We start from the raw sequence: 24,754 nt of genomic DNA on the forward strand, positions 1-24,754 counted from the left end.
TCCTTAGCTTTGGTGAGTATTCGCATGACCCTGCCTGACGAGCGTACTCGCAACCTGCTGCAGGCCGGAGCGTTTCTCAAGGAACTCGCCGGCAGCCAAGCCGTACCCAAGTCCGTGCGCGAGGAAGCCTATCGGCTGTTGCGTCACTACCCGACACTCAGTGATGTGGAAGCCATCGCCCAACATGAGGAGCGGTTGCGGGACCTCACACAGTCGGCGTTTGTGCGGCCTTACTTGACCTCGCAGTTCGAGCAGGACTGGTTCCGCAGTTACCCCAAAGGTCCTCATCGGATTTGAGCGACGGCACGTATCCTCGTAGGCAATCGCCTGCATCGTCAGCTCAACGGGCCTTCGCCCGCAACGAACGCCTGGATCAGCAACTGGCGACGTTGAACGTGTGACTGGAAGCGCAGGGGGCGACAGCACCAGCGGGAGCGCGGGGAATTTCGGAACCGGGTTGGCGCCACCGGAAAGCATGCGCTGGGCAAGGTCGATCAGGCCCGCCATTTACGTTAAGCGATCTGCCTCAGCAGCTGCGCGGGCCATAGAGCCCAAAACCCGTGACAGGCAGCGGCAAGCAAGGACGCCAAACGCCGGGCCACCTTCAATTGTTCGCCCCCCAGAGTGCGCGACTGGGAAAACCAGGCACTCATTACTTCGTTCCCGGAACTATAGGCCCCCTTGACTGCGTTAAATGGATACTCAGAGTGCGTCGGTGGACCATCAAAGAGTGCGGTGCCCACCGCAGAGAGTTCTGTCGTCGAATTTGGGGCAGCTTGCCGGTAGCGCTCTGAAAAAGAGGCAATTTGTTGGAGGCCTATCGACGTTGGGGCATTTGTCGGTGCCAGTTGGGGCATATGCTGGCTGCCAGTGGGGCGATTCAGTGTCGGCAATCAATTGGGCAGGCAAGATTTGATCCAGAGCCAGATCCACCAGATCCTATTTCGCATAATGTATATTATGTCAAAGCGCTTGCGGCGCTTGCTGGGTTCGTTTGCTGCTGCGCTCACGCAGCGGCGGCGACGATGGCACGCCGAATGGAGTTCGGCACATGCGTAATCGGACACTGACCGGCCAATGGGCCGGTTTTTCGTTTCAGAACGGCTACCTGGTCACGCCCGAAGGTCGAGGCATGGAGCCTGGACAACTGAGCTACCTGGCGCTGACCTGCACCATCGCACGGGAATGGTCGAACATGATGAGCGAGGAACGAAAAGCGCGAGGCCTCGAGCTCAAGAACGCTGGAAAGCCTTGCGGCGCAAAGGTTTCAAAAAGTGATTCGCAGATCTGCGACGTAATCTACCTGCGGGACGTGCTGCGGCAAAGGCGCGAACAGCGGTCTTCAGTGGGTGGCTGATGCGGGGTTCGCCGTGGGTGCGGGTGTGGGCCGGCATTGACCAGGCCGACATGTCCGTGGCGCGGGTGAGGCGTTATCCGTAGGGGCGCTGCCCCTACACCCCTAGAATGCCGGCATAGACACAGACAGGGGGCGAGATGGATAAGGCTGGATGGCAAATATCGACGTTCGCAACAGGACTAGCGCTGATAGGAACCACGTTCGGCATGGTGGCCAACAAAAGCGCATTGACACAGGAACGCAACGATAGGCAGCCCTGCCCCACGGCTGAAGTACAAACGCACGTGATCACCGAGACTCGGAGCGTCGAGCTACCGAAGGACGTCATGTATCGGCCGGACACGGTGCGATGCCAAGGTGGCAGGTTGCTGATCAAAACAGAGCACGGCTTTGAGTCACTGACGCGGCAAGGCTCAGCAATGCAGTGTGACAATTAGTTGGGAAATGCGCGTTCCAGCGCCGGCAATAGGCCATAGATCGCAAACCCAATCGCGGCCCAAACCACAGCAGCCGCAACAAACCAGCGCATCGCATAGTGACGCATCACGATTTCATCTCCTGAGCACGCATGCGCAGATCCGCCAGTAGCTTGAGCGCGTAATCAGCCTCGCCGCGCGCCATCGCATCACGAAGCGCGTCGATCATTGCGGCATCGGACACGTCCTTTCGCCATGCCGCGTGCGCATCGTTCTTGCGATTGCGGCGATATGCTGCGGCGCGTTCTGCAGCAGACATAGCACCGCTACTGTACTTGGGCGGCCTGCCCCGCTTGGCGGGAAGCGGCATTTCAAGGGTGCCGGGGTCCTTTTCGTCACGCACAACATTAACCTCGCTTACGGCCAGGAGTGCTGGCGGCCATAGATGCGAAAAGGCACCCAACCAGCGCGCCGAGGATGTAGAAAAGCGTTTCCTGATCCATTGCCGTGCCCCTTGACTTGATGCATCTATATTATCGTGACGCGTCACGAAAATCTAATGACTTGTGATTATGTGACGCGTCACGAAATAGCCGGCCTGAGCGCCACGACTGCCAACAGCGCAAGGTGGCCAACGTAGTAGGCATAGAACCCCCACCGAGTGCGCGGGACAGCGCCGCAGGCTTTGCCAGCGACTTCGCCAAGGGCAATGACAGGAATGGCAAGAAGCGCCCACAGGCTGCCGTTGAACCAGCATAAAGCGAGCAATGCGGCAACAACAGGCAACGGTGTACGCATGACCTTGGCGTAATAGGCCCAGGCCGCTACCACCAACGCCACGCCCGTCCACTGGTAATCCACCAGCAACGGCGCAGGACACGCGCAAAGCACCGCCAGCAGCCATTGGCGCCGCTGGATGCACCACACCAGCGCAGCAGCCAGGGCGAACGCCAACAGCACGTTGACGGGCACCCAGTAGCCGAACGCCCATGCGTGAAATGGCTGAGCGAGCACGCCCCAGGCCACAAGCCGGCGCACCGACTTGGCCACGTCAGCTCCAGGCTGCGCAAGGTTGTAGGCCATGACAAGTGCAAACAGCGGGAACGCGATACGACCGAGCTCAGACAACACAGGCACGTATCCGGAATAAAACACCTTGGCCACATGATCAAACGTCATGCAGATGAGGGCGACCCACTTCAGTAATTCTCGTGTGCTGCTGCTCATCACAGATCCCGTGTTGTCGGCGCGGTGTAACTGTTGATTTGGTAGCCAGGCGACTCTGGAAACGTGCCGAGCGCACGTGTGCCCTTGGGCAATGCAGTGCTAACCGCCCCGCTCTGCTCAACCTCTTGCGGCTTAGGCTGATCGGCTTGGGCCGGCGCTGCTGATTGCTGCGCCTGTGCGACGTTGTGCGGCGGCTTGTACGGGTTGTAAGGTTCGCCCCACCTAGCGATATCGCGACAGACGTCATCGCGCATCGCCACGCGAGTATTCTGCTCGGTCACACACCGACAGCTGTTGTGCGTTGACATGCAATACATGTGCGGATCGGAGACCACAGCACGATCCACATAAGCAGGTGCGGACCATGGCACATCTGCAACCAAGGGCTGTAGTTGGCCAACGTAGTCTTCAGCGCTGACAACCTTGGGGCGAGCTGGTCCACCCGCAGACGCAGTGCCCGCCAGCGACGGCCCCGAGGGGGCCGTCTTATTGGCGGGCGCAGCGTCTGCTTTCTTCGCGAACATCGTGTCGCGGTAGACGGCGTACCACGCACCGCAAGCGAGAATGGCGACAACAGGCAGAATCATCAATGCCTTCTTCACCAACGCCGGCATCTGATACTTCATCGTGTGAACCTCAGCCGACTTGTAGAACTTGAAGCACTCTGTTGGCTGCTTCCACACTTCGTAGTCGTATAGCTTTTTGATGCGCGGCAACGGCGAACGCACCTCTTCGATGATCTGGCTATTACGGAAAATAAAGGTCTTCTGCTTGCCGCTCTGACGCAGCAGGTGTTCGTGATAGCCGACCAATCCACGCAGATACGTATCGAGGTAGTTAGGCTGCTGCGTGGCAAGCACCAGGCGCACGCCATCGTGTCGAATCGTGGACATGGCCTTGATCGTTTCAACCGGATCACCGCCGCGCCGCGCCGGGAAAAAATGCTGCGCCTCATCAACGAAGAGAATGGACCCAGCCGGTAGATCTTGCCACTTGTGTGGATCCGCCCATGGAGTGGTGCCGGGCACAGAGATGCCGTCGATATTGCACACGTAAACGTGCGCACCCTTGTCCATGAGATACCGAATCGCCTGAATAATGCGCAAGCTCTTGCCAGATCCTGGCAAGCCGGTGAGCAGTGAAATAGAGGCGGTGTCGCCGATCATGTGGCTTGGTTCCTACGTTGAATAAACATGCGCTCTGCGCCGCGAATACCGTAGGCACTGAGGATGATCGACACGCCTGCATCGATGCCCAATGCATGCACCCATGCAGCGATGCCGGCAGGCACGGATGACCAAGCGTTCTGCGCGTATTCGATAATCGGGTTATAGATGAAGTGCTGCGCTACGAAGGTCAACCCGACAGCGGAAAGAAGCCGACCCAGCCAAATGGCTGCCTTGAGCTTGACGAGCTTGTGCACCGCATCGGCGGCGTTCTCGAAAAAATTGTTGGCGAAATCACGTGCCCAATCAAACATCAGATGTTCCTCCCAACCACGAACATCGCAATCACTGTGCACATGGCAATGATGACCAACTTGACTGCGGAAATTGCGTCGTAAAAGCCTTGCGGCACTGTCCAGGCGTGGCCCTCAATCTCGACATCGGGAAGCAAGCGAGCATTGCCACCACCGCCAACATTCACAAGGTCCTGGCGAAGCGTTAGCCCGCTGCCACCAGCTTGACCAACCCAAATTCCTTCAACAACTCCAGCATCATCGCCATTACTAATACCAGCAGCGCGAGTAGCCATGCCCTGCCCCATAGCCTCAACGGCGCAACGCTGCTTCCACTGCTGTAAGACTTGGGAATACGCCTCAGCTTTGCATGACTTACCGGCACAAACGGGCACATCACCCTCACCGCAGCCATCACCCTTGGTGATCTGACTACCCTGCGTATTGCAATCAATTTTCCACGTAAATTTCAACTGCAAGCACTTCAAGGTGTCACCCACGCAGATAGGCGGAGCATCGCAATTTCCGCTCTCAGTAGCGCTGTCCTCTTTGCCGTCATCGTCTTTACCGCCATCACCCTTGCCAGGGGTGCCATTGCCTGACGAATTGCCAGACCCATCAGCGGCGTTATCGCCGGAGCCATTCTTAGAGGTGCCAGCGGGCACACTGGTGTAGTTGGTGACGTTATAAGTCTTGCATGTGTCATTGACACACGCGGTCTGCTGATGCCCCTCCTTTCGCTGCCAATCTGGATTTTCAACGGTGACATTAGGAGGCGTAACAGGCTCGCCCTTAGGCGACTTGACTTGCGCATCAGCACCATCGGTTTTTTTGCCTGTTTCAGCAGGCGACCAACAGAATGTCTTCCCGCTGGACGCGGTGGCACAATACTCACCGTTGGACTTCACGCAGCCAGTTTGCCCGCTGCCAAGAGCAACGCATTCGGGAGGTGACGGCTTAGCTGCCTCAGCTTTCTCGCCAACAGGATCGTTAGTTGGCTTTGTTCGCTTGCACACATCACCGGTGTAATAGCGGCTGGTCATCGTGACCACACTCACGCCGCCCATAGTTGAGCTGCCCCACTCACCACCGACTTTGCAACTACCTACGCACGTCATGTAGTCGGCGGAATGGAAGTCTTTGGAATCGGCAAGGTTGCCCGGCCGAGTGCTGCAATCTTTACCGTCGGGATAAGCAGTTGAGCCACAACCGGTATTAGGCGGACCAGAGCCACCACCCCACGGAAACGTGCACTGAAACCAGTACATGCCCGCGGCCATAACGGGATCCTTCGTACACGTCGCATCGGGATTGAGGCCGAGACAGAGCATGTATGCCTCGCCTTCGTCCTGGCCGATAGCTTGCTGTGCATGCGCACACTGAGACAGCGCAGCAAATAGCAGTGCGACGACCACATATGCGATGCGCCGGACCACGGCGCGTGCGAAATAGCGCGCGAACCACCGCATCAGTTCCAGCCCGTAGCGCACACGTGCGCGGCATGGATGAGAAACGCCAACACGATCAGACCTTCCATTGCATCACCCAATTGAAAAAGGGAGGGTTTCCCCTCCCCTGCTATGCGACTGATTGGCTCACTTACCGCCGATCAGGCCGAGTGCGCGCAGCGTCCAGCGGCCCAGGGCGAATGCGGCCAGGATGGTCACGCCGATGGCCGTGTAGGTGACCACCTTGCTGACAATCTCGCCGCCGTCGAAGTCGCCGCCACCACCGGAGGCGAAAGCGAAACCGGGCATTGCCATCAGAGCGGTGCTACCGACAACTGCGGCGGTCTTCGCGTTGGAAGCGGCCGACTTGGCCTTGGTGACGATGGTCGAAATGTTCTTGTCCATTGATGCTATTCCTCTATGGATTTTGGGTTGAGCAGTCCTTTGATGACTGCAAGGGTCATCAGGCCGACGAAGTAAGCTCCACCGACAAGCGCGGCCTGTTCGATTGTCGGTAGTGGTGTGGTCCAGTCGGATTGGTCAACCCATGCCTGGACCTCGCATTGCTGCGTTGAATCGTTGTACTGCGTGCAGGTCAGTACCTTTGCCACGGATCACGCAGCAGCGCGTGCAGACGTGGCCTGGCGGGACTTGAGCTTGGCGAACTTGCCGAGCTGGATGTTGCCCTTGTTGACCTGCAACATCGAATCCACATCGAGGTCGTAATCACCAGGCAAATACCCCTTCTCGCCCTCTTCCAAACGCGCCTCATACGGGTAAGCAAAGCCACCGGCTTCGATACGGCACTTCTGCTTGCGCGTGGTGTACTTACGTTCTTTGCCTGCGTCATCGACGAAGGTCCCTTCGCGCTCTTCGACCTGCGCACTCAACACGGTGACTTTGATTCCGCTCATGGTGTAACCCTTTTTAGGTTTGATTGATCCCGACAATCCGGGTGATTTGCTTGACCACATTTGCTGTTACACACGTCGGTGGCCATAGCGACGTGCAGCTAATTTGTTAGGCGCAATCAGGGAATAGCTCGTCCAACTGGTTGACGATGCGGACCTCTAGATCCAGCTGCTGCAGGTTCTTGAAACGCCCAGGTACACCGTCGTGCGATAGGTACTGATCGAGCACAGACTCGGCATATTCAACACCGCGTGTTTTGAGGGCATTCCAGAGAACACGGAGGGCGCTGCCTGCTTGCGTATCAATGAAATCGATCATGGCTTTGACGGACGGATTAACCATGCGTTCTTTCAGCTGCAGGCGAGTCAGCTCACCGATGACCAGGTCGGCCAAGACCGTGTAGGAACTGGCGAAATATTTGCCGGGATCGACCAATGCGCCGAGGGGCAGATCAATGCGCTTGGCGTAGAGACGCAATTCGCATCGTGTCCAATCACTTTCCGGGTCGCCGAGCTGCTTGCCCTTCTCGTAGATGCATAGCTCTTTGTGGCCTTTCTGGCCGACATAGAACGTGCAGCCCTTGTTGTTGCCCTCATCGCTGATGTGCTTAGCGTGCGGAGGACGGCCGTTATTGGTGAACAGCCCTTCGTGGTAGGCGTCGCGGAACTGCTCCACGTCAAACCACTTGCCGGTGTGGTCATCGATGGCGATATCGACGCGAGTGAGGTGGCCACCCAGATCCTGGGCGATGCGCTCGGCATACGGCCAGCTGGTGACATGGCTGCACCCCTGCCCTGTCAGGCTGATGCAGACCTCGCCGGTGTCTGCCACACCAATGCGGCCACAGACGCTCGAGGTCTCATCGATCAGCATGGCGCTACGGTGGTAGTTAAAGTTCCAAAGGCGCTCCTGCAGGGGGCCAGCCACGATGCTGGCGGAGGTGCCGAACACGTAGGCCACCATCTGCTGGGCGTTCATGCGCTTGAAGAAATTGACCGCCTTGTCAGAGTCAAAAACCAAGGTGCAGAAATCGATGATCGGCTTCGAGAGACCTTCGAGGGTGTGAGACTTTTGGCCCGTGTTACTGCTCGGGCCAACCGGGTGCGCCGGCCGATTGCACAGCTGCGCCGGTGAAAAGGGTACGCAAGGAGCCACCAGGAGCGTCACAGAGCCACCGCCGGGGTGTTGCCGATCAGCTGGATGCGCTGCTCGATCATGAGCTCGTAGGTTTCGACCAGGTCGGCGTTGCCGCACTCACGCGACCAGCTGACCAGGTCAAACAGGGTGTGCAATTTCATGCCGGGGATTTCGACCAGGTCGCGGCTCATAGCGCCCACTCGGCTTCACACATCGTGGCGTCGGCAAGACGTTCCGCACGTAGCTCAGCAGCCACGATGTACGGGTCGAGATAGTCAGCGGCGGCAATGCGGTCCTCTTCGCGCTGGCGAAAAATGCGAGCATCGCGCTTGGCATTCGCAACCAGGCAGGCTGAGCGGTAATTGGAATCGACCAGGTCGAAACGACGCTGGCGGGTGTAACGGACATAGCCGACGACGCCACGCAGGTATGCGCAGGCGATCAGCACCAGCAAGCCGGTCAGAATAAAGTGATGCGTCACGAAATGTCCCCTGTTGCTGTCGCTTCGAGGCCACTCGCTAGAGCGGCCGCTACCCTACCCTGACCCGTGACCCCCGGGGGGTACCGGGGGGCGGGGATGTAACGAATTCCGTTACATCAGGGCGCATGTAAACTCAGGGGATACACCCATGTCAATCAGAACGTTACATGACCACGCTAAATAAATTGCTTGACAAAGCGCGCAAGGCATGTCCTCGCGATAGCGACTATTCGTTATCGCAGGAGCTCGGTCTGAGCCGAATGGCGGTTTCGCGATGGAGAAACGGGGCGAGGATCTCGCAAACGGAGCTCGCGAAAATTATCGATATGGCTCAGGCAGATCCTGCGCTGGCTGTTCAGGTGCTGGCCGAACAGGAGAGTTCGCCAGAGGAACATCGGATGTGGAGTGCAGTGTGGGACAGACTGTCCCCGGTCACTACGGTGATCGGGGCGATGGTTCTGGCCATCGGCATGATACCGGCGACGGGTCGGACAAACCCGATTAATATCAATAACTTGCACGTCCCGACCGCGCATAGTCTGTATATTATGTAAAATTTAGATCGCTACGTAAGAAATTCCCGCCCAGAACGCCAGATGGGTCACATAGTAGAAATAGAACATCCTGTGCGTGCGCGGAACTGGTAACGGCATTCGCCCTACTGCGATTAGTGGTAGAGCGAGCAGCGCCCAGAAGTTGTGGTTGACGACGTACAAGGATAGTGCTGGCAGCACAAGCAACAACATCGCGGCGACACCTGGTTGTAGCCCCCATTGACGTGGGTTCCGCCAGAATGTCCACGCGCCTAAAACCACTGCCAGGCCGCTCCATTGATAGTCCACGAAAAACGGGGCCGGCACGCTGCAAATTGCCAGGAATACCCACTGACGACGCTCGATTGCCAAAATGCAGGTTGCAGCCAGCGAAAACGACAAGAGAACGTTGAGCGGCAGCACGTTCTGGAACGCTATGGCCGCAATGGGTGCGGCGACAATACCCCAAAAAAACAGGCGTTTTACCGACTTCTCGATGTCGGTTCTGGGTTGCGCAAGGTTGTACGCCAGGATGAGCGCGAAGAGTGGAAAGGCGATCCTGCCCAGTTCTGTGATGACTGGAACGTAGCCAAGGTGCAAGATTTTCGATGCGTGGTCACCTGTCATGAAGAGGACAGCAATCCACTTCAAAAACTCCCGGCCACCACTAGTCACGGGCGTGCATCGCTGAGTTCTCTCGCAACTTAGTCAGACAATGCAGCGATTGGTAACAAAATTCAGTTCCCGCCACGGCCCACTGCTCCCCTATCCTCCTGCAACTCCCGCTTGAACGGCACATCCGGCGGCGGTCTTGCGGTCGCTGGTTGGTCGTTGAGATTCGGGTTGCTCAGGCCGCAGCCGCCGCCGAACTGCAGCAGCGACACCACGCAGCTGATCTTGGTGGTCGTTCCCGGGATCGGGATCTCGATCTTCTTCAGGCCGCGGCGCACCCATTCCTGCAGTAGCGACTGGTTCGGCATCCAGTACTTGTCCAGCGAGGTCGGCGTGTAGCCGTATGGCGGACGTTTGAGCCAGGTACCGCCCTGGGCGATCTGGTCGCGGGTCCAGGTGTCGGTGTCGCTGCCTGGCGGCCCGCGTTCGCCCGCGCCGTTGCCTGCATCGCCGGTTCCGGCGGCAACGCGCACGCTGCCATCGGCGTTGAACATGCCGTCGCGTTGGCCATTGGCGCCGGTCGTTTTCCCGTCACGGTTGCGGTCGGATTTGCTCCAGTCGTCGGCCTTGGTTGCCACATCCCAGCCACCGCTGCGATCAGCCAGCTGCGGGCCGGCGTTGCTATTGGTTGCAGGTTTGCTGGATGAAGATGCTGCTGCCGCGTTGGTGGATTGTTCGGATCGCGATTGGGTCGCTTGCGATGGTGTGGACGGCGCAGTGGAAGGCGTCGGCTGCGCCGCAGCGCTAGCGGCCGATGCTGTCGGCGACGGAATGGTCGGGGTCGATTGGGCAGGCACCGCAGGTGCCGGCTGAAGCTGCGGCGCCGGATCCGACACACTCGGCAACTCCGCCGTTCGAACCGCTATTTCCGGCATGCGAACCGTCGGCGTGAGCTCGCGATTGCGCACAACCGGCGCAGCGATCTGAGGCTGATCCGGCACGACGATTTCGCGTTCTCGAACCGCTGGCGCATCGGCAGATCGCACCGCAACGTTGGTTGCCGGACGTTGCAATTCGCGCAACTGCGGCTGTTCGGTCACCGTCTGAATCTCACGCTGACGCACCTGTATCTGAGGCGCTGCAGCCTCGATCGGGCGCGGAGCCACGGTGATCGTGGGCGGTGGCGGCACCACGAAGTCGTTGGTGGCTACTGGCGTTTCGGTCACTTGCAGCGGCGATTCGATCGTCACCGGCGACACCTGCACCCTCACCTGCGGCACATCCGGCGTCGTTGGCTCGCTGACATCAGCCACGGGTTCGGGCGCGACCTGCTGCGGTTCGGCAGCACTGGAGCGATCGACTGAATCTGTCGCTTGCGGCGACGTCGGCGTTGCCGAAGCAGTCGGATTACCACTCGCCGCATTTGCTTGCGACGCTGTAGACGCTTCACCCGACGCCGCCTGCGCAGCAGCAGGTTCCCCTTCACCACCGCCCTGCTCCGCCGCACCTTCGCCGATGAAGCTCATGCGCACGCGCGATTCGTCACCTTGTTTGGTTTCATCTGGCGCCCAGCGCACGCTGACCACCCAGATCAACAGGGCGATGAAACCGAGGTGGATCAGAAAACTGCCGAGCAGCGCCAGCCAGTGCAGCGGGCGTTCGTCTTTCCGGCGCGGTTCCCAGTGTTGCCACCACAGGCTGCGAAAGGCCTGAAATGGAGACAGCAGCGCAGCAGTCTGTAAGCCGTGCGGTAACGCTGGCCGCGCCAGCAGCACATCGGTCACCTGGCCGCGGTCGAACGGCGCAATCACGCTGTCGCGGTTGCGCATCCAGGTTGCCCATCCGTAAGGCAGGCCAGTGCGCCGATCCAGAATGAGCTTGCTCGGCATGCGCGCGCGCAGTGCCTGCAGCAGATCGGCGGCCGTTGTCACCGGTGGTGCGGAATCAGGCCGCGCTGTCGCGCGGGATATACGGCGCGTCGCCGGTGGCGTGGTCGGTCGCGTCGCGCACCGCAATCACGCCGGGCACGCGTCCCATCAAGGTCTTCTCGATGCCCTGCTTCAAGGTCACATCGGCCATGCCGCAACCGTGGCAACCGCCGCCGAAGCGCAGCAGCACCACACCATCGGCCGAGACCTCCTGCACTGCCACGCGGCCGCCGTGCGAGGCCAGCTGCGGGTTGATCTCGTTCTCCACCACCCAGCGCACACGCTCCACCATCGATGCCGAATCAGCCGGCGCTTCGCCCTTGATCTTGGGCGCCTTGATGGTGAGCTGCTGGTTGCCGGTGGACTGGGTGACGTAGTCGATCTCGGCGCCATCTACCCACGGCACACTGGCGGCGACGATATATAAGGTGAAGCCGTCGCAGTCGATCGCCCATTCGTCGCCGCTCAGGTCCGCCGGTTCGGCGAACTCGAGGCGGGCGTCGGCGCGCGGGGTACCCGCATACACCGCGCTCAGGCGCACGCCCATGCCGGGCACGCCCTCGCGTTCGATGAGCTTGCGGAAATAGGTCTGGGCTTTGTCGGATATCTGGATCATGCGGGTTATTCTACCGCTCAATGCGCCCGCGCTCATGGAACACCGTGATCCCGCTGGGCGCGCTGTCCGCCACCCCTGCGAGACCGTCATGACCGATCTGATTCCCCTGGAGCAGGCCCATTGCCTCCCGCGCAAAGGCAGCGACCACAAACTTGGCGAAGCCCGCCTGGCCGAGCTGTTCCCCCAGGTGCCGGGCTGGGAGCTGGCCGAAGCGGGCACGTCGATCACCCGCACGTTCCGCTTTGCCGACTATTACCGCACCCTCGCCTTCGTGAACGCGCTGGCCTGGATTGCCCACCGTGAGGACCATCACCCCGATCTAGGCGTGCATTACGACCGCGTGGTGGTGCGCTATTCCACCCACGACGTCGGCGGGCTGAGCGAGAACGACTTCATCTGCGCGGCCAAGGCTGCGCAGCTCTACGATCAGGGAGCCACTGCATGACCCGTTACCGCACCGCCCTCGCCTGCCTATTCGTTGCCGTCGGCATCAGCGGGTGTGGCAAGTCGTCCCAGCAGGCGTCCGCGCCAGCGGTTGCACCGACCGAGCTGGCCGCCTTGAAGACGCCGCCGCCGGAATACTCGCCGCAACTCGCCTGCGCCGGTGTCGGCGGCACCTCCGTGCTCAGAGTCGTGATCGGTACCGAAGGCACCCCCACCGACGTGTCGCTGGCGCAAAGCAGCGGTCAACCGGTGCTGGACGAGGCCGCGCAAACGCGCGTGCGCGAATGGAAGTTCAAGCCTGCCACCCGCAACGGGCAGCCGGTGCCGCAGACGATCCAGGTGCCGGTCGCGTTCAAGCCGCCGGTGCCGCGTCCGGACGAATGCTTCGCCATCGAAGAGCGCGCACGTCGCGGCGGCTGAGCGTTGATGGAATCTCGAAGGTAGCGCGTCGCCAGACAGGCGACGCTGGGGAAACGGACAGGCGAATGGCGCATGTCCGTTTCCAGCAGCAAACGCATTCGTTTGTTTGTCCGTAATCGTTCTGCCCATCGCACCAGGCACCACACGTTCGTCATCCAGGCATGACCATCCTGCAATCGAGGGTGGCCGTGCGCCTATCGCGCAGCAATCGCCACGCTCCCCGCAGAAGTGCGTTCCATTCCACGAGGTCGTCGCGTCACATGCTCGAAGTGTCATCACAGAACGTCTGGACCGCGTTTGCGGTCACTCTGGCCGCCGGACTCGCTACCGGCCTCGGCAGCCTCATGGTGGTGTTCTCCAAGAAGCCCAATCCGCGCTTGCTGGCATTCGGGCTGGCATTCGCTGGCGGCGCGATGGTGTACGTGTCGCTATCGGAGATCCTCAACAAGTCGATCGCCTCGTTCTCCAACGCCTATAACGACAAGCTCGGCTTTACCTTCGGCACCTTGGCGTTTTTGGCTGGCATGCTGCTGATCATGGTGATCGACCGCCTGGTGCCCAACCCGCACCAGAGCCTGTCCAGCGACGACCCGCAGTTTCGCGACGACAACCGCGCCTACATCCGTCGGGTTGGCCTGATGACGGCAATTGCGATCACCGCGCACAATTTCCCCGAAGGCCTGGCCACGTTTTTTGCGACGCTGGAAAGCCCCGCAGTCGGCATGCCGCTGGCGTTCGCGATCGCCATCCACAACATTCCCGAAGGCATTGCGATTGCAGTGCCGGTTTACTTCGCCACGCGCAACAAGTTCTATGCCTTCGGCGCCAGTCTGCTGAGCGGATTGGCCGAGCCGATCGGTGCCGGCATCGGCTATCTGGCCTTGTCCAATGTGCTGTCCGAGGCAGTTTTCGGCACTGTCTTCGGCTTGATTTCTGGCGTAATGGTGTTTCTGGCGCTGGATGAATTGTTGCCCGCCGCCAAGCGCTACGCGAAAGGCCATGAGACCGTCTACGGCCTGGTGGCCGGAATGGGCACCTTGGCGATCAGCCTGGTGCTGTTCCGCTTTGCGACACCCTGAGGCTGACGTGGCCTGCGGTGGCTTCGTTTAGCGACCCAGCCGGTCCAGCGCTTCGGCCAGCTCCGGCGCCAGCGGCGCATTCAGCACATACGGCGCATTGCCGGCATCCAGTGCGAACTCAAGCGACGCCGCGTGCAGAAACAACCGCTTCAGGCCGAGCTGATCGCGCAGGCGCTTGTTGACCTCCGCCTCGCCGTACTTGTCGTCGCCCGCCACCGGGTGCCCCAGGTGCTGGGCATGCACACGGATCTGATGGGTGCGGCCGGTCTCGATGCGGACTTCGCAATACGAGTGCCCGCCGCGTCGCTCCAGCAACTTGAAGTGGCTCAGCGATGGCTTGCCGATCGCGTTCACCTGCACATGCCGCTCGCCGCCCTGGCGCAGGCCGATATGCAATGGCGCATCCACCGTCATCACCCCGTCCGGCATTCGCCCGACCAACAGGGTCAGGTAGCGCTTGGTGATACCGCGGCCCTGCACGCGGTCATCCTCGCGCATCAGTGCCTGCATCTCGGTCAGCGCAGAGCGCTTCTTGGCCACGATCAGCAAGCCGGAGGTGTCGCGATCGAGCCGGTGCACCAGCTCCAAGCTCTGGTTTGGGCGTAACGCGCGCAAGGTTTCGATGGCGCCGAAGCTGATCCCGCTGCCGCCATGGCTGGCGACGCCCGACGGCTTGTTGAGCGCCAGCAGGCGCGCGTCTTCGAACACGATCGCCGCCTCCAGCCGGGCCATGAACGCGGACGGCGGCGCTGCCTTGTCGCCCTCTTCATTGACGCGCACCGGCGGGATGCGGACTTCTTCCCCACCCTCGAGCTTGCGCTCGGCCTTGGCGCGGCCGCCATTCACCCGCACCTGACCGCTGCGCACCAGCTTGTAGATCAGGCTGCGCGGCGCACCCTTGAGCTGGCCGAGCAGGAAATTGTCCAGCCGCTGCCCGGCACGGTCTTCCGGAACTTTGAGAATGCGCACGCCTACACGGTCGGCAGGCGGCTGGGGGGACTGGGGGTCGGTCATCTGGCTCTTTATTCTGTTACACTCGGCGAGCGAGATAAGGGTTTGATTTCGTTGGAAGTTGATTGGCCAGAAGCCTGACTTCCGATGATTCCGGCACAGTGCGCGACCACCGCCCCCGGGGCGGCCATGTTAGCGGCTCACCGGCCTGCCCGGCCATCGCCGTCGGTTTTTGGACCGTCGCGCTGAACATGTCCCGTGCGCTGCCCCGGTTCGTCCGGACGCGGCTGCCGGCCCTGAAACACCTATAAAACTTAAAGACAAGCGCTCCCGCGGCCTGCCGTGGTGTTGCAGCGCTGGAAACCCTGGTCAGGCCTGTCCGCGCGTTGCGCGAAGGGCCGACAAGCTGTTCCAGAGGCGAAACGTCACGGCGTTCCGCGCGGTAGAGCGCGTGAGGAACGCAACAATGAAGCGAATGCTGATCAACGCAACGCAGGCTGAAGAGCTGCGCGTAGCGATTGTGGACGGCCAGACCCTGTACGACATCGACATCGAACAGCCGTCCAAGGAACAAAAGAAGTCCAACATCTACAAGGGCCGTATCACCCGGCTCGAGCCCTCGCTGGAAGCGGCGTTCGTGGACTATGGCGCCGAGCGTCATGGCTTCCTGCCGTTGAAGGAAATCTCCCGCGATTACTTCCAGGCTGGCGTCGACCACAACAAGTCGACCATTCGCGAGCTGTTGCGCGAAGGCCAGGAAATCGTGGTGCAGGTCGACAAGGAAGAGCGTGGCAACAAGGGCGCTGCCCTGACCACGTTCATCTCGCTGGCCGGCCGCTACATGGTGCTGATGCCCAATTCGCCGAGCGCCGGTGGCGTCTCGCGCCGGATCGAAGGCGAAGACCGTGCCGCGCTGAAGGAAGCGCTGGACAAGCTCGACATCCCCGACGACATGGGCGTGATCATCCGCACCGCCGGTGTCGGCCGTGACGCCGAAGAGCTGCAGTGGGATCTGGATTACCTGCTGCAGACCTGGAAGGCGATTGCCGAGGCGGCGCTGAGCAAGCCGGCCGCCTTCCTGATCTATCAGGAATCGCGCCTGATCATCCGCGCCCTGCGCGACTACCTGCGCGCCGACATCGGCGAAATCCTGGTCGATACGCCGGAGCTGTACGCCGATGCCCAGGAATTCATGCAGCAGGTGATGCCGCAGAGCCTGCGCAAGCTCAAGCACTACACCGACGACATTCCGCTGTTCAACCGCTTTCAGATCGAATCGCAGATCGAAGGCGCCTATGAGCGCAACGTGCGGTTGCCCTCGGGCGGCTCGATCGTGGTCGACCAGACCGAAGCGCTGACGGCGGTCGACGTCAACTCCTCGCGCGCCACCAAGGGCAGCGATATCGAAGAAACCGCCTTCCAGACCAATCTGGAAGCGGCCGAAGAAGTGGCCCGCCAGTTGCGCCTGCGCGACCTGGGCGGCCTGGTGGTGATCGACTTCATCGACATGGCCTCGACCAAGCACCAGCGCGAAGTCGAAAACAAGCTGCAGAACGCGCTCAAGTACGACCGTGCGCGCGTGCAGCTGGGCCGTATCTCGCGCTTCGGCCTGATGGAAATGAGCCGCCAGCGCCTGCGTCCGAGCCTGGGCGAATCCAGCCAGATCGTATGCCCGCGTTGCGACGGCCATGGCCGCATGCGCAGCGTCGAGTCGTTGTCGTTGTCGATCATCCGCGTGGCCGAAGAGCACGCGATGAAGGAGAACACCGGACAGGTGCTGGTGCAGGCCCCGGTGGAGATCGCCAATTACCTGCTCAACGAAAAGCGCAGCGCGCTGCGCGAGATCGAAAATCGCCATGCCTCGCCGATCATCATCGTTGCCGACGAGCAGCTGCACACCCCGCATTACGAAGTCACGCGCCTGCGTGAGAACGAGCTGGGCGAAGACAGCGGCAAGCCGAGCTATCAGCGTGGTACGCCGCGCAAGTTGCCGGTGCATGCGCTGACCAAGGCGCAGTTGAACATCCCGGTTGCGCCGGCAGTGACCTCGATCAAGCCGAGCCAGCCGGCTCCGGTACGTGAGGAAGCCCCTGCCCCGGTCGCTGCAGCACCTGCGCCGGCTCCGGTCGTCGCACTGCCACTTCCTGCGCCGGTCACCGGCGTGGTCGGTTGGCTGAAGCGGATCTTCGGTGGCGTCGAGCCAGTGGCTCCGGTCCCCGAGTCGACCCAGCGTCCGCGCCAGAGCGACCCAGCCCGTGGCAACCGCAACGAGCGTGGCGATCGTGGTGGTCAGCGCCGCGATGGCCGTGGTGAAGCGCGTAACGGCGGCAATCAGCAGCGTGGCAATGGCGGTAACGGCGGCAATGGCAACGGTAATGGCGCCAACAAGGAGCGTCGCGATGAGCGTCGCCAGCCTGCCAATGGCCAGAGCGCGCAGAACCCGCAGAATGGTGGTCAGGCGCAGCAGCAGGTGCAGGTCGCCAAGCCGCCGCGCAACGAACCGCAGGCACCCAAGCAACCGCAGCAGGGCCAGCAGCAGCAAAAGCAGAAGCCGCAGAATCAGGCTCCGCGTCCCCCGCGTGCATCTGCACAGCAGGACGGCGCACCGTCCGAGAGGCAGCAGCGCCCCGCCCGTCAGGACGAAGGCACGGCTTCCGCACAGACGCTGACCGCAACTGCCGCAACCGCCGCAACCGCGACGACTGCCGGTGTGGTTTCGGCAATCGCCGAAACCGCCGCGCCGGTGACGACGCACGTTCCCGCCAATGAAGCCAACCCGGCACACCCGGTCGACGTCATCGTGACCGAAGCGCATGCCGACCGTGGCACTGACGCCAGTGCAGACGGGCAGGCACCGGATGCAGCAGGCGATGATTCGGCCAATGGCGAAGGCGGCAGCCGTCGTCGTCGTGGCCGTCGTGGCGGCCGTCGTCGTCGTCGTGGTGCTGGCGCAAATGGTGAAGGTGGTATCGGCGCCGATGGCCTGGAAACAGACGATCTGGATGGCGATGCCGAAGGCGATCTCGATGGCGACAACGAGAACGAGGGCGACGAAGCCGGCACGCAGACGCATGCCTCCGCTGCACCGCGCGCCGGCCAGCCGGAATTCGACTTCGACGATGAAGCCGCGCCTGCAGCAGCTGTCCGCGCCAAGCCGGAGTCCAGCGCTCCAGCAGCAGTGAAGCCGCGTCCAGTGCCGAAGGAGCGTTCGGAAAGCCAGCTAGCGGCCGACACCACGTCGACCACTGCACCGGTCTCCAATGCCACGCCGTCCTTCGAACGGCAGGCTGCGGCGGCTCCGGTTGCAGCTGCAGCCGAGCAGGCGCGTGGCGATGCTTCAGTTGCCTCTGCGGCACCTGTTGCGCAATCGGCACCGGCGGCGACACCTGCTCCGGTTGCAGCTCCGACGCCGACTCAGGCTTCGGTTGCTACTCCGGCTCAAGTTGTGGCTCCGTCTTCGGTCGCCGCCTCGACGCCGGCTGCCACCTCGACCCCCGTTGCAACTCCTGCCGCGGTCGTGACGCCTGCTCCTGCAGCTGCGCCTGTCGAGCGTGCCGCTACGACGACGTCGGCGACTGCGCCGGAGTCGGTTACGCAGCAGAGGCAGGTGTCGTCGGCATCGACTGACGTTGCAGCACCCGCTGCGGTCAGCCCGGAACGCACTGCACCCTTCGCGGCCCCGGCACCAGTGCAAGCGGAGTCGGTGAAAGCCGAGACAGCTCCGGCTGCTGCTCCAGTGCACACGCAAGCGGCACCTGCGCCTTCGAGCGTCCCGGCTGCCCAGGCAGAAGTGGTCACCGTCAAGCCGTCGCAAGCAGCGCCGTCCAGCGCTACAAGCCCGGCTGTGGATGTCGCAGTGACCTCCACCACGACGGTGCCGCAGAGCACTCCGGCTGCCGACGCTGCTCCAGTGACTCAGGCACGCAAGCCGTACGCACCGGTGCAGACGACGCTGCTCGACGCATTGGCTCCGGCCGATGCCACAGCACCGGCATCGTCGGCCTCGGCGCCTGCTGAAACGCCGGCACCGTACAAGGCGCCTGAGCAGCCTGCAGCAGTCGCCCCCGTAGCTCCTGCGAACGTGCAGAAGCAGGCAGACGATGAGCACAAGCCGACGGTTGTCGTCTCGGAAGCTGTGAAGCCGGTGGCTCCGTCGACCACAGCGACTGAAGCTCAAGAGCAGGAAGACGACACCAACAAGCCGCGTAGCGATCACTGATCGCTGCATCGCCTGTTTCGACCTTGCCTGACTAATCAGGCAAGGTCGACGTCAAACAAAGCGGCCTTCGGGCCGCTTTGTTTTTGCGTGCAAGTTGCGAATAAGACAACTGCGAGGATGCGCACCAGCGCGTTAGCTGCTCAGTGAGTCGCTTCGTTCTGAGGTATCGCTTGTCAGGAGCGAGCCCAATCACCAGCGCTGACCTACATTGTTTGCGCGGGATCGGTCAGACCGTATTGGTTGGCCAGACGCGCCAGCGCGATGCTGTCCTGGATTCCAACCTTTTCGAACAGGCGCGCCTTGTGCGTATTGATGGTCTTGGCACTGAGGTTCAAGCGCTTGGCGATGTCTTCCTGGCGCAGCCCCTGCGTCAGCAACAAAGCGACCTCCAGCTCGCGTGGCGACAATGCATCGAACGGCGAGCCGCCACCTTCAAGATTGGAGAGCGCAAGGTTCTGCGCGATGGTGTTGCCGAGATAGCGCCGCCCCAGTGCGACTTCACGCACTGCACGCAGCAGTTCCTGCGCATCGCCGCCCTTGCCGACATAGCCGGATGCACCGGCTTCGAGCAGACGCTTGGGCAGAGGGCCATCTTCCAGTACCGACACGATGACCACGCGGGTGCCGTAATCGCCCTTGACGATGCGCTCGGTGATTTCCAGACCGCTGACGCCGGGTAGATGCAGATCGCACAACACGATCTCGGGCTTGAGCTGGCGGATTTGCGGCAACGCCGACTCCCCGCTCTCCGCCTCTCCCACCACATCGATGTCCACTTCCTTGGACAGGATCATCTTCATGCCTGTACGCACGAGTGCATGATCGTCAATCAGAAAAACTCTGATGGTCATCCTTGTTGTCCTCGCTATGCGGCTGGCTGGTGCAGCCTATCTCCGTGAATAATTCAGGGCAAGCACGATGCGACGTATTACTTTCAAGTCAGAGACCAAAGCCTCTCGCCGCGGTGAGGCATGACGCGCATGCGGGGCAACGTTGCATCGTGTTTGCATGATCCGAACACGCGCAGTGCGCGAATATCGGGAAATTCACTCGCGCCCGGTCAGATTTCCCCGGCCTCGGTGCTGCGCTCGGCATCCACCAGTGGGCGCAGTTCGGGATCCAGCGCGACACGCTCGTCGAAGACGAAGCAGCGGCCGTCATAGCCTTCGCCGCCGACCTCTTCGAAGTAGCCCAGGATCCCGCCTTCGAGCTGCAACACGTTGTCCATGCCATCGGCCTGCATCCACAGCGCGGCTTTTTCGCAGCGGATGCCGCCGGTGCAGAAGCTCACCACTGTGGCATCCGCCAGCGCAGCGCGATGTGCTTCCAACGCGCCCGGCAACTCGGTGAACTTGTCGATCGGCAACGTCAACGCACCCTGGAACGTGCCATATGCCACTTCCTGCGCATTGCGCGTGTCCAGCAGCACCAGCGGGCGACCGCGATCGTCGTGTCCTTGTCGCATCCATTCGCGCAGCACGCTTGGCGTCACTGCCGGCGCACGTCCCTGCAGAGGCGAGGCATCGTCGCGACGGAAACTGATGATCTCCGGCTTGCGCTTGACCTTGAGCCGCGCGAACGGCTGCTGCGCGCTCAGGCTGTACTTGATGCGCATCTGCGCAAAGCGCGAATCGCTCTGCAACCACGCATAGAACGCGCCGACCTGCTCGGCCTCGCCCGCCAGAAACAGATTGATGCCCTCCTCGGCCACCAGCACCGAGCCCTTCAGCGCCTGCTGCTCGGCGTGGCGAAGCACGCTGTCGGCAAGCTGTTGCGGGTCCTGGATGGCGACGAATTGGTAGGCGGCGGTATTGGTGATCATCGGGTCATTTTAAGCCCGATGGCGCCGCAATGGGGTCAGCCGCGCAACAGCAGAAACGGCAGCAGCACCAGCGAGGCGACCACCAGCATGCCGATCAGTGTGGCGATCACGAACAGCGGACGCTTGCGCAGCAGCGCAGCGAAGGTTTCCGCGGTGCCCGATGCCAGTGCCTCCTGACGCTGCGCGCGTGCGACCGCCCCGCGTTGGGCCTGATAGGCATCCATCGCCGCCTTGGCGCGCGGGTAGTCGGCATCGTCGCTGAGCCAGATGCCACCGGCGGAAATGCCCCAATTGCTCGGCCGCGTTTCGTAGATCTGCACCAGGTTCTCGCGCATCAGCGCTCGCACCTCGTCGGCTTCGTCATCGGGAACATTGCGCAGATTGAGCAGTAGCTTGGCCATGGGCGCGATGATAGCCGGAGCCAGATGCGATAATGGCGACCTTCCTTCATGGACCATCCCATGCGCCTTCTGTTGACGCTCTGTGTCGCCTTGTTGCTCGCAAGTTGTGCGCCTGCCCTGCCGCCGTCCGGTGGCACGATTGCTACCTTCGAGCGGATCGACCGCACCGTCGGCACCGGCGCAGTGGCAACGCCCGGCGCGATGGTTACCGTGCACTACACCGGCTGGTTGTACGACGAAAAGGCCGCCGACAAGCACGGCAAAAAGTTTGACAGCTCGCTCGATCGCGCCGAGCCATTCCAGTTCGTGTTGGGCGGCCATCAAGTCATCCGCGGCTGGGACGATGGCGTCGATGGCATGCGCGTGGGTGGCAAGCGCACCTTGATGATTCCGCCCGATTACGGCTATGGCGATAACGGTGCAGGTGGGGTGATTCCGCCTGGCGCCTCGCTGGTGTTCGATGTGGAATTGCTTGGCGTGCAGCCACGCTGAGTGCCTGAGCAATGACGGATGTGAGCAAGCGGCGGCTGGCGGTGATCGGCGGCGGGCCGGCCGGCTTGATGGCCGCAGAAGTGGCGTGTGCGGCCGGCCTTGCGGTGGACCTTTACGAGGCCAAGGGCTCGGTCGGGCGCAAGTTTCTGATTGCCGGCAAGGGCGGTTTGAATCTCACCCATTCGGATCCGATGCCGCTGTTTGCGCAGCGTTATCGCGAGCGTGCCGAACCGGTGGCGGCCTGGTTGCGGGACTTCGATGCGGACGCGCTACGCGATTGGGCGCGCGGGTTGGGGGTGGACACCTATGTCGGCAGCTCCGGGCGTGTGTTTCCGATGGATCGCAAGGCGGCGCCGTTGTTGCGTGGCTGGGTGCGTCGACTCAAGGAACAAGGCGTCGCGTTTCATGTGCAGCATCGCTGGCTTGGGTTGAGCGATGACGGTACGTTGCGCTTCGACACACCGACCGGTGACATCGAGCGCGCTGCAGACGCGGTGGTATTGGCGCTCGGTGGCGGCAGTTGGCCGCAGCTTGGCTCGGATGGTCTGTGGCAAGCGCCACTGCAGCAACGCGGCATCGCGGTTGCGCCCCTGGTGCCGGCCAACTGCGGTTTCGACATCGGCTGGAGCGCGCATTTTGTGCAGCGGCATGCCGGTGCGCCGCTCAAACCGGTGGTGGCGCACTGGCAAGATCGCCATGGTGTGCAACACGAACTGCAGGGCGAATGCGTGGCCACCGCCACCGGAATCGAAGGCAGCCTGATTTATGCGGTGGCTGCAGACTTGCGAGAGCAGATCGATGCGCAAGGCGTGGCCGAACTTGGCCTGGATCTGGTCCCTGGACGTTCCCTTGAGCGCGTGAGCGCCGAACTGGACAAGCCGCGCAATGGACGGAGTTTTAGCGAGCATTTACGCCGACAGGTCGGAATCGATGGCGTCAAGGCGGCACTGCTGTACGAACACCTGGGCAAACAGGCCGGCGACGATCCTGTGCAGGTGGCACGCACGCTCAAGCAGTTACCGTTGCGCTTGCTCAGGCCGCGCCCGCTTGCCGAGGCGATCAGTTCGGCCGGCGGCGTGCGGCTGGAAGCGCTGGACGATGGGCTGATGGCGATCGCACAACCTGGCGTGTTTTGCGCAGGAGAAATGCTGGATTGGGAGGCACCGACTGGCGGCTATCTGCTGACCGCCTGCTTCGCCAGCGGATTACGTGCCGCACATGGCGCGGTGCACTGGCTGCAGCAGCAAGACGGGTGCGTTACAGACGATCGTTGACCGCTTCGCGCGGCCAAACCGATTTGACGTCGTAAATCACCGCGCCGGGTTTGCCCAACGCGGCGATGCGCTGGGCGTCGTAGTCGCGGTACTGCGCATGCGCCACCGCCAGCACGACCGCGTCGTAGGCACCTTCGTCCACAACCTCGCACAGCTGCACGCCGGCATGCTGCAGGGCTTCTGCCGGGTCGGCCCACGGGTCACAGGTATCGACCTGCACGCCAGCAGCTTGCAGCAACTGCACCAGTTCCAGTGCACGGCTATTGCGTAGATCCGGGCAGTTTTCCTTGAAGGTTGCGCCCAGCACCAGCACCCTCGCCTGCGCGAGCACCACGCCGCGCGTGGCGAGCATGCCGCAGACGCGCTCGGCAACGTGCCGGCCGACACGGTTATTGACCTGCCGCGCGGTGTGGATCAGATCGGGGTGATAGCCCACGCTCTCGGACTTGTGCATCAGGTAATACGGATCCACGCCGATGCAGTGGCCCCCGACCAGCCCGGGCCGGAATGGCAGGAAATTCCACTTGGTTCCGGCCGCTTCCAGCACATCCAGCGTGTCGATGCCGAGCTTGTCGAAGATCAATGCCAGCTCGTTGACCAGTGCGATGTTGACGTCGCGCTGGATGTTTTCGACCACCTTGGCAGCCTCGGCCACGCGCATCGACGGCGCGCGCCAGGTACCTGCGGTGATGATGCTGGTGTACAGCGCGTCGACCGCGTCGGCAGCTTCTATGGTGGAGCCTGAGGTGATCTTGCGGATATCGCGCAGACGCCGCTGGCGGTCGCCCGGATTGACGCGTTCGGGGCTGTAGCCGCAGAAAAAATCGTCGTTAAAACGTAGCCCCGATGCGGCTTCGAGCAATGGCACGCAGACTTCTTCGGTGGTGCCCGGATACACGGTGGATTCGTAGATCACCAGGTCGCCGGGCTTGAGCTCGGCGGCGATCAAGGTGGTGGCGCTGCGCAGCGGCTCCAGGTCGGGTTGCTCGAAGCTGTCGATCGGCGTCGGCACCGTGACGATGAAGATGCTGCACGCGGCCAGGTCGGCCGCGTTCGCGGTGTAGCGCAACCGGGTGGCGGCAGCCAGTTCGGTGTCGTCCAGTTCCAGCGTGGCGTCGTGGCCATCGCGCAACTGCGCTACCCGCTGCGCATCGATGTCGAAGCCCAGCGTGTCGCGCTGCTCGCCAAAGGCAACCGCCAGCGGCAGGCCGACATAGCCCAGCCCGATGACGGCGATACGCGCTTGAAGCGGTGCGAGAAGCGTGGTGCGGGACATGCGGTTCCTTCGATCGTGCGCGGGCGGTTTTCCGCGCGGCTATACAGCGGCAGGATAGCGCAGGCCGCACAGGCGCCGGCAGTGCAGCAAGACATACGCACAGAGATTCACAATCGGCGCGCAATCAGGCACGCTATCGCAATGCCCGGGTGGCGAAACTGGTAGACGCAAGGGACTTAAAATCCCTCAGCTGCAAGGCTATGCGGGTTCGATTCCCGCCCCGGGCACACTCTTCATCCATCTCCATCTG

Annotated in this window: 28 protein-coding genes and 1 tRNA gene; 10 read left to right on the top strand and 19 right to left on the bottom strand. The window is 62.0% G+C overall.

The annotated features are described in order from the left end of the window. The first annotated feature begins 24 nt into the window (after positions 1 to 24). Positions 25 to 297 carry a BPSL0761 family protein gene (locus tag AC1KVG_RS01450; RefSeq protein WP_065031337.1) on the top strand — a complete coding sequence of 91 codons (273 nt, stop codon included), beginning with the start codon at positions 25 to 27 and terminating at the stop codon, positions 295 to 297. Between the two features lie 754 nt (positions 298 to 1,051). Continuing rightward, on the top strand, positions 1,052 to 1,357 hold the full coding sequence (locus AC1KVG_RS01455; protein WP_481093278.1) for a DUF3653 domain-containing protein: 306 nt from the start codon (positions 1,052 to 1,054) through the stop codon (positions 1,355 to 1,357). Positions 1,358 to 1,900: 543 nt separating this feature from the next. Here AC1KVG_RS01455 and AC1KVG_RS01460 read toward each other — a convergent pair. From AC1KVG_RS01460 to AC1KVG_RS01510, 11 genes are all read right to left on the bottom strand, one after another. Continuing rightward, positions 1,901 to 2,176, bottom strand: a complete 276-nt coding sequence (locus AC1KVG_RS01460; protein WP_481093279.1) for a hypothetical protein — start codon at positions 2,174 to 2,176, stop codon at positions 1,901 to 1,903. 179 nt (positions 2,177 to 2,355) lie between these two features. Next, positions 2,356 to 3,000: a TraX family protein gene (locus tag AC1KVG_RS01465; protein WP_481093280.1), complete on the bottom strand. Its 645-nt coding sequence runs from the start codon at positions 2,998 to 3,000 to the stop codon at positions 2,356 to 2,358. Continuing rightward, positions 3,000 to 4,166: a zonular occludens toxin domain-containing protein gene (locus tag AC1KVG_RS01470; protein ID WP_481093281.1), complete on the bottom strand. Its 1,167-nt coding sequence runs from the start codon at positions 4,164 to 4,166 to the stop codon at positions 3,000 to 3,002. Before AC1KVG_RS01470 ends, AC1KVG_RS01465 begins: the two co-directional genes overlap by 1 nt. After that, positions 4,163 to 4,480 (bottom strand): DUF2523 family protein, encoded by a 318-nt coding sequence (locus AC1KVG_RS01475; protein ID WP_481093282.1) that lies wholly within the window; start codon positions 4,478 to 4,480, stop codon positions 4,163 to 4,165. Before AC1KVG_RS01475 ends, AC1KVG_RS01470 begins: the two co-directional genes overlap by 4 nt. Then, positions 4,480 to 5,949 (bottom strand): A coat protein, encoded by a 1,470-nt coding sequence (locus AC1KVG_RS01480; RefSeq protein ID WP_481093283.1) that lies wholly within the window; start codon positions 5,947 to 5,949, stop codon positions 4,480 to 4,482. The genes AC1KVG_RS01475 and AC1KVG_RS01480 overlap by 1 nt, the downstream gene beginning before the upstream one ends. Positions 5,950 to 6,054: 105 nt before the next feature. Then, positions 6,055 to 6,312, bottom strand: coding sequence for a hypothetical protein (locus AC1KVG_RS01485; RefSeq protein ID WP_481093284.1), 258 nt, complete (start codon positions 6,310 to 6,312; stop codon positions 6,055 to 6,057). A 5-nt stretch (positions 6,313 to 6,317) separates the two neighbouring features. Further along, positions 6,318 to 6,518 (bottom strand): hypothetical protein, encoded by a 201-nt coding sequence (locus tag AC1KVG_RS01490; RefSeq protein ID WP_116902295.1) that lies wholly within the window; start codon positions 6,516 to 6,518, stop codon positions 6,318 to 6,320. A 3-nt stretch (positions 6,519 to 6,521) separates the two neighbouring features. Next, entirely contained in the window at positions 6,522 to 6,821 is a 300-nt protein-coding gene (locus AC1KVG_RS01495) for a single-stranded DNA-binding protein (protein WP_481093285.1), read from the bottom strand. A gap of 106 nt (positions 6,822 to 6,927) precedes the next feature. Beyond that, positions 6,928 to 7,986: a replication initiation factor domain-containing protein gene (locus tag AC1KVG_RS01500; RefSeq protein WP_481093286.1), complete on the bottom strand. Its 1,059-nt coding sequence runs from the start codon at positions 7,984 to 7,986 to the stop codon at positions 6,928 to 6,930. Continuing rightward, positions 7,983 to 8,147, bottom strand: coding sequence for a hypothetical protein (locus AC1KVG_RS01505; RefSeq protein ID WP_481093287.1), 165 nt, complete (start codon positions 8,145 to 8,147; stop codon positions 7,983 to 7,985). Before AC1KVG_RS01505 ends, AC1KVG_RS01500 begins: the two co-directional genes overlap by 4 nt. Then, positions 8,144 to 8,437 (bottom strand): hypothetical protein, encoded by a 294-nt coding sequence (locus AC1KVG_RS01510; RefSeq protein ID WP_481093288.1) that lies wholly within the window; start codon positions 8,435 to 8,437, stop codon positions 8,144 to 8,146. The genes AC1KVG_RS01505 and AC1KVG_RS01510 overlap by 4 nt, the downstream gene beginning before the upstream one ends. Positions 8,438 to 8,604: 167 nt before the next feature. Here AC1KVG_RS01510 and AC1KVG_RS01515 point away from each other — a divergent pair, with 167 nt between their 5' ends. Next, positions 8,605 to 8,991, top strand: coding sequence for a DUF3693 domain-containing protein (locus tag AC1KVG_RS01515; protein ID WP_481093289.1), 387 nt, complete (start codon positions 8,605 to 8,607; stop codon positions 8,989 to 8,991). Between the two features lie 3 nt (positions 8,992 to 8,994). On the opposite strand, the gene AC1KVG_RS01520 is transcribed toward AC1KVG_RS01515, so the two are convergent. The 3 genes from AC1KVG_RS01520 to AC1KVG_RS01530 all read right to left on the bottom strand — a co-directional run bounded on the left by AC1KVG_RS01520 (position 8,995) and on the right by AC1KVG_RS01530 (position 12,126). Continuing rightward, entirely contained in the window at positions 8,995 to 9,645 is a 651-nt protein-coding gene (locus AC1KVG_RS01520) for a TraX family protein (protein WP_481093290.1), read from the bottom strand. A 62-nt stretch (positions 9,646 to 9,707) separates the two neighbouring features. Further along, a complete protein-coding gene (locus AC1KVG_RS01525; RefSeq protein ID WP_481093291.1) occupies positions 9,708 to 11,513 on the bottom strand; it encodes a transmembrane repetitive protein in 1,806 nt (601 codons plus the stop codon). A 13-nt stretch (positions 11,514 to 11,526) separates the two neighbouring features. After that, positions 11,527 to 12,126 carry an NfuA family Fe-S biogenesis protein gene (locus AC1KVG_RS01530; RefSeq protein ID WP_481093292.1) on the bottom strand — a complete coding sequence of 200 codons (600 nt, stop codon included), beginning with the start codon at positions 12,124 to 12,126 and terminating at the stop codon, positions 11,527 to 11,529. A gap of 88 nt (positions 12,127 to 12,214) precedes the next feature. On the opposite strand from AC1KVG_RS01530, the gene AC1KVG_RS01535 reads away from it, so the two are divergent. From AC1KVG_RS01535 to zupT, 3 genes are all read left to right on the top strand, one after another. After that, positions 12,215 to 12,571 carry a 4a-hydroxytetrahydrobiopterin dehydratase gene (locus tag AC1KVG_RS01535; protein ID WP_481093293.1) on the top strand — a complete coding sequence of 119 codons (357 nt, stop codon included), beginning with the start codon at positions 12,215 to 12,217 and terminating at the stop codon, positions 12,569 to 12,571. Further along, on the top strand, positions 12,568 to 12,990 hold the full coding sequence (locus AC1KVG_RS01540; protein WP_023904058.1) for an energy transducer TonB: 423 nt from the start codon (positions 12,568 to 12,570) through the stop codon (positions 12,988 to 12,990). Before AC1KVG_RS01535 ends, AC1KVG_RS01540 begins: the two co-directional genes overlap by 4 nt. Positions 12,991 to 13,250: 260 nt before the next feature. Further along, complete coding sequence (gene zupT, locus AC1KVG_RS01545) at positions 13,251 to 14,069, top strand: zinc transporter ZupT (RefSeq protein WP_176340719.1); 819 nt, start codon at positions 13,251 to 13,253, stop codon at positions 14,067 to 14,069. A gap of 27 nt (positions 14,070 to 14,096) precedes the next feature. Here zupT and AC1KVG_RS01550 read toward each other — a convergent pair whose 3' ends face one another. Continuing rightward, positions 14,097 to 15,083 (bottom strand): RluA family pseudouridine synthase, encoded by a 987-nt coding sequence (locus tag AC1KVG_RS01550; protein WP_481093294.1) that lies wholly within the window; start codon positions 15,081 to 15,083, stop codon positions 14,097 to 14,099. Between the two features lie 412 nt (positions 15,084 to 15,495). Between AC1KVG_RS01550 and AC1KVG_RS01555 the strand changes: the two genes are divergently transcribed. Beyond that, on the top strand, positions 15,496 to 19,239 hold the full coding sequence (locus tag AC1KVG_RS01555) for an Rne/Rng family ribonuclease (protein WP_481093449.1): 3,744 nt from the start codon (positions 15,496 to 15,498) through the stop codon (positions 19,237 to 19,239). A 203-nt stretch (positions 19,240 to 19,442) separates the two neighbouring features. Here AC1KVG_RS01555 and AC1KVG_RS01560 read toward each other — a convergent pair whose 3' ends face one another. The 3 genes from AC1KVG_RS01560 to AC1KVG_RS01570 form a co-directional block, all read right to left on the bottom strand. Beyond that, complete coding sequence (locus AC1KVG_RS01560; RefSeq protein WP_023904062.1) at positions 19,443 to 20,090, bottom strand: response regulator; 648 nt, start codon at positions 20,088 to 20,090, stop codon at positions 19,443 to 19,445. A 209-nt stretch (positions 20,091 to 20,299) separates the two neighbouring features. After that, entirely contained in the window at positions 20,300 to 21,061 is a 762-nt protein-coding gene (locus tag AC1KVG_RS01565) for a sulfurtransferase (RefSeq protein ID WP_481093295.1), read from the bottom strand. A 35-nt stretch (positions 21,062 to 21,096) separates the two neighbouring features. After that, entirely contained in the window at positions 21,097 to 21,462 is a 366-nt protein-coding gene (locus AC1KVG_RS01570; RefSeq protein ID WP_104552014.1) for a DUF6164 family protein, read from the bottom strand. 60 nt (positions 21,463 to 21,522) lie between these two features. Between AC1KVG_RS01570 and AC1KVG_RS01575 the strand changes: the two genes are divergently transcribed. Both AC1KVG_RS01575 and AC1KVG_RS01580 read left to right on the top strand, forming a co-directional pair. Then, positions 21,523 to 21,954: an FKBP-type peptidyl-prolyl cis-trans isomerase gene (locus AC1KVG_RS01575; RefSeq protein WP_043909011.1), complete on the top strand. Its 432-nt coding sequence runs from the start codon at positions 21,523 to 21,525 to the stop codon at positions 21,952 to 21,954. Between the two features lie 11 nt (positions 21,955 to 21,965). Then, positions 21,966 to 23,228, top strand: a complete 1,263-nt coding sequence (locus AC1KVG_RS01580) for a TIGR03862 family flavoprotein (RefSeq protein WP_481093296.1) — start codon at positions 21,966 to 21,968, stop codon at positions 23,226 to 23,228. Here the strand turns inward: AC1KVG_RS01580 and AC1KVG_RS01585 are convergent. Next, positions 23,212 to 24,504, bottom strand: a complete 1,293-nt coding sequence (locus AC1KVG_RS01585; protein ID WP_481093297.1) for a nucleotide sugar dehydrogenase — start codon at positions 24,502 to 24,504, stop codon at positions 23,212 to 23,214. The two genes, AC1KVG_RS01580 and AC1KVG_RS01585, sit on opposite strands and share 17 nt — an antisense overlap. 143 nt (positions 24,505 to 24,647) lie before the next feature. Between AC1KVG_RS01585 and AC1KVG_RS01590 the strand changes: the two genes are divergently transcribed. Continuing rightward, positions 24,648 to 24,731 (top strand) — tRNA-Leu (locus tag AC1KVG_RS01590). Positions 24,732 to 24,754: the final 23 nt, after the last annotated feature.

The sequence above is a fragment of the Xanthomonas sp. NCPPB 3959 genome, assembly GCF_056675575.1.

What these genes read in the sequence shown, in the direction of transcription:
- AC1KVG_RS01465 (WP_481093280.1), bottom strand. Translation starts at nt 3,000, where the DNA reads ATGAGCAGCAGCACACGAGAATTACTGAAGTGGGTCGCCCTCATCTGC.
- AC1KVG_RS01515 (WP_481093289.1), top strand. Translation starts at nt 8,605, where the DNA reads ATGACCACGCTAAATAAATTGCTTGACAAAGCGCGCAAGGCATGTCCT.
- AC1KVG_RS01570 (WP_104552014.1), bottom strand. Translation starts at nt 21,462, where the DNA reads ATGGCCAAGCTACTGCTCAATCTGCGCAATGTTCCCGATGACGAAGCC.
- AC1KVG_RS01580 (WP_481093296.1), top strand. Translation starts at nt 21,966, where the DNA reads ATGACGGATGTGAGCAAGCGGCGGCTGGCGGTGATCGGCGGCGGGCCG.
- AC1KVG_RS01505 (WP_481093287.1), bottom strand. Translation starts at nt 8,147, where the DNA reads ATGAGCCGCGACCTGGTCGAAATCCCCGGCATGAAATTGCACACCCTG.
- AC1KVG_RS01530 (WP_481093292.1), bottom strand. Translation starts at nt 12,126, where the DNA reads ATGATCCAGATATCCGACAAAGCCCAGACCTATTTCCGCAAGCTCATC.
- AC1KVG_RS01550 (WP_481093294.1), bottom strand. Translation starts at nt 15,083, where the DNA reads ATGACCGACCCCCAGTCCCCCCAGCCGCCTGCCGACCGTGTAGGCGTG.
- AC1KVG_RS01470 (WP_481093281.1), bottom strand. Translation starts at nt 4,166, where the DNA reads ATGATCGGCGACACCGCCTCTATTTCACTGCTCACCGGCTTGCCAGGA.
- AC1KVG_RS01540 (WP_023904058.1), top strand. Translation starts at nt 12,568, where the DNA reads ATGACCCGTTACCGCACCGCCCTCGCCTGCCTATTCGTTGCCGTCGGC.
- AC1KVG_RS01560 (WP_023904062.1), bottom strand. Translation starts at nt 20,090, where the DNA reads ATGACCATCAGAGTTTTTCTGATTGACGATCATGCACTCGTGCGTACA.
- AC1KVG_RS01455 (WP_481093278.1), top strand. Translation starts at nt 1,052, where the DNA reads ATGCGTAATCGGACACTGACCGGCCAATGGGCCGGTTTTTCGTTTCAG.
- AC1KVG_RS01585 (WP_481093297.1), bottom strand. Translation starts at nt 24,504, where the DNA reads ATGTCCCGCACCACGCTTCTCGCACCGCTTCAAGCGCGTATCGCCGTC.
- AC1KVG_RS01555 (WP_481093449.1), top strand. Translation starts at nt 15,496, where the DNA reads ATGCTGATCAACGCAACGCAGGCTGAAGAGCTGCGCGTAGCGATTGTG.
- zupT (WP_176340719.1), top strand. Translation starts at nt 13,251, where the DNA reads ATGCTCGAAGTGTCATCACAGAACGTCTGGACCGCGTTTGCGGTCACT.
- AC1KVG_RS01495 (WP_481093285.1), bottom strand. Translation starts at nt 6,821, where the DNA reads ATGAGCGGAATCAAAGTCACCGTGTTGAGTGCGCAGGTCGAAGAGCGC.
- AC1KVG_RS01565 (WP_481093295.1), bottom strand. Translation starts at nt 21,061, where the DNA reads ATGATCACCAATACCGCCGCCTACCAATTCGTCGCCATCCAGGACCCG.
- AC1KVG_RS01535 (WP_481093293.1), top strand. Translation starts at nt 12,215, where the DNA reads ATGACCGATCTGATTCCCCTGGAGCAGGCCCATTGCCTCCCGCGCAAA.
- AC1KVG_RS01575 (WP_043909011.1), top strand. Translation starts at nt 21,523, where the DNA reads ATGCGCCTTCTGTTGACGCTCTGTGTCGCCTTGTTGCTCGCAAGTTGT.
- AC1KVG_RS01450 (WP_065031337.1), top strand. Translation starts at nt 25, where the DNA reads ATGACCCTGCCTGACGAGCGTACTCGCAACCTGCTGCAGGCCGGAGCG.
- AC1KVG_RS01475 (WP_481093282.1), bottom strand. Translation starts at nt 4,480, where the DNA reads ATGTTTGATTGGGCACGTGATTTCGCCAACAATTTTTTCGAGAACGCC.
- AC1KVG_RS01485 (WP_481093284.1), bottom strand. Translation starts at nt 6,312, where the DNA reads ATGGACAAGAACATTTCGACCATCGTCACCAAGGCCAAGTCGGCCGCT.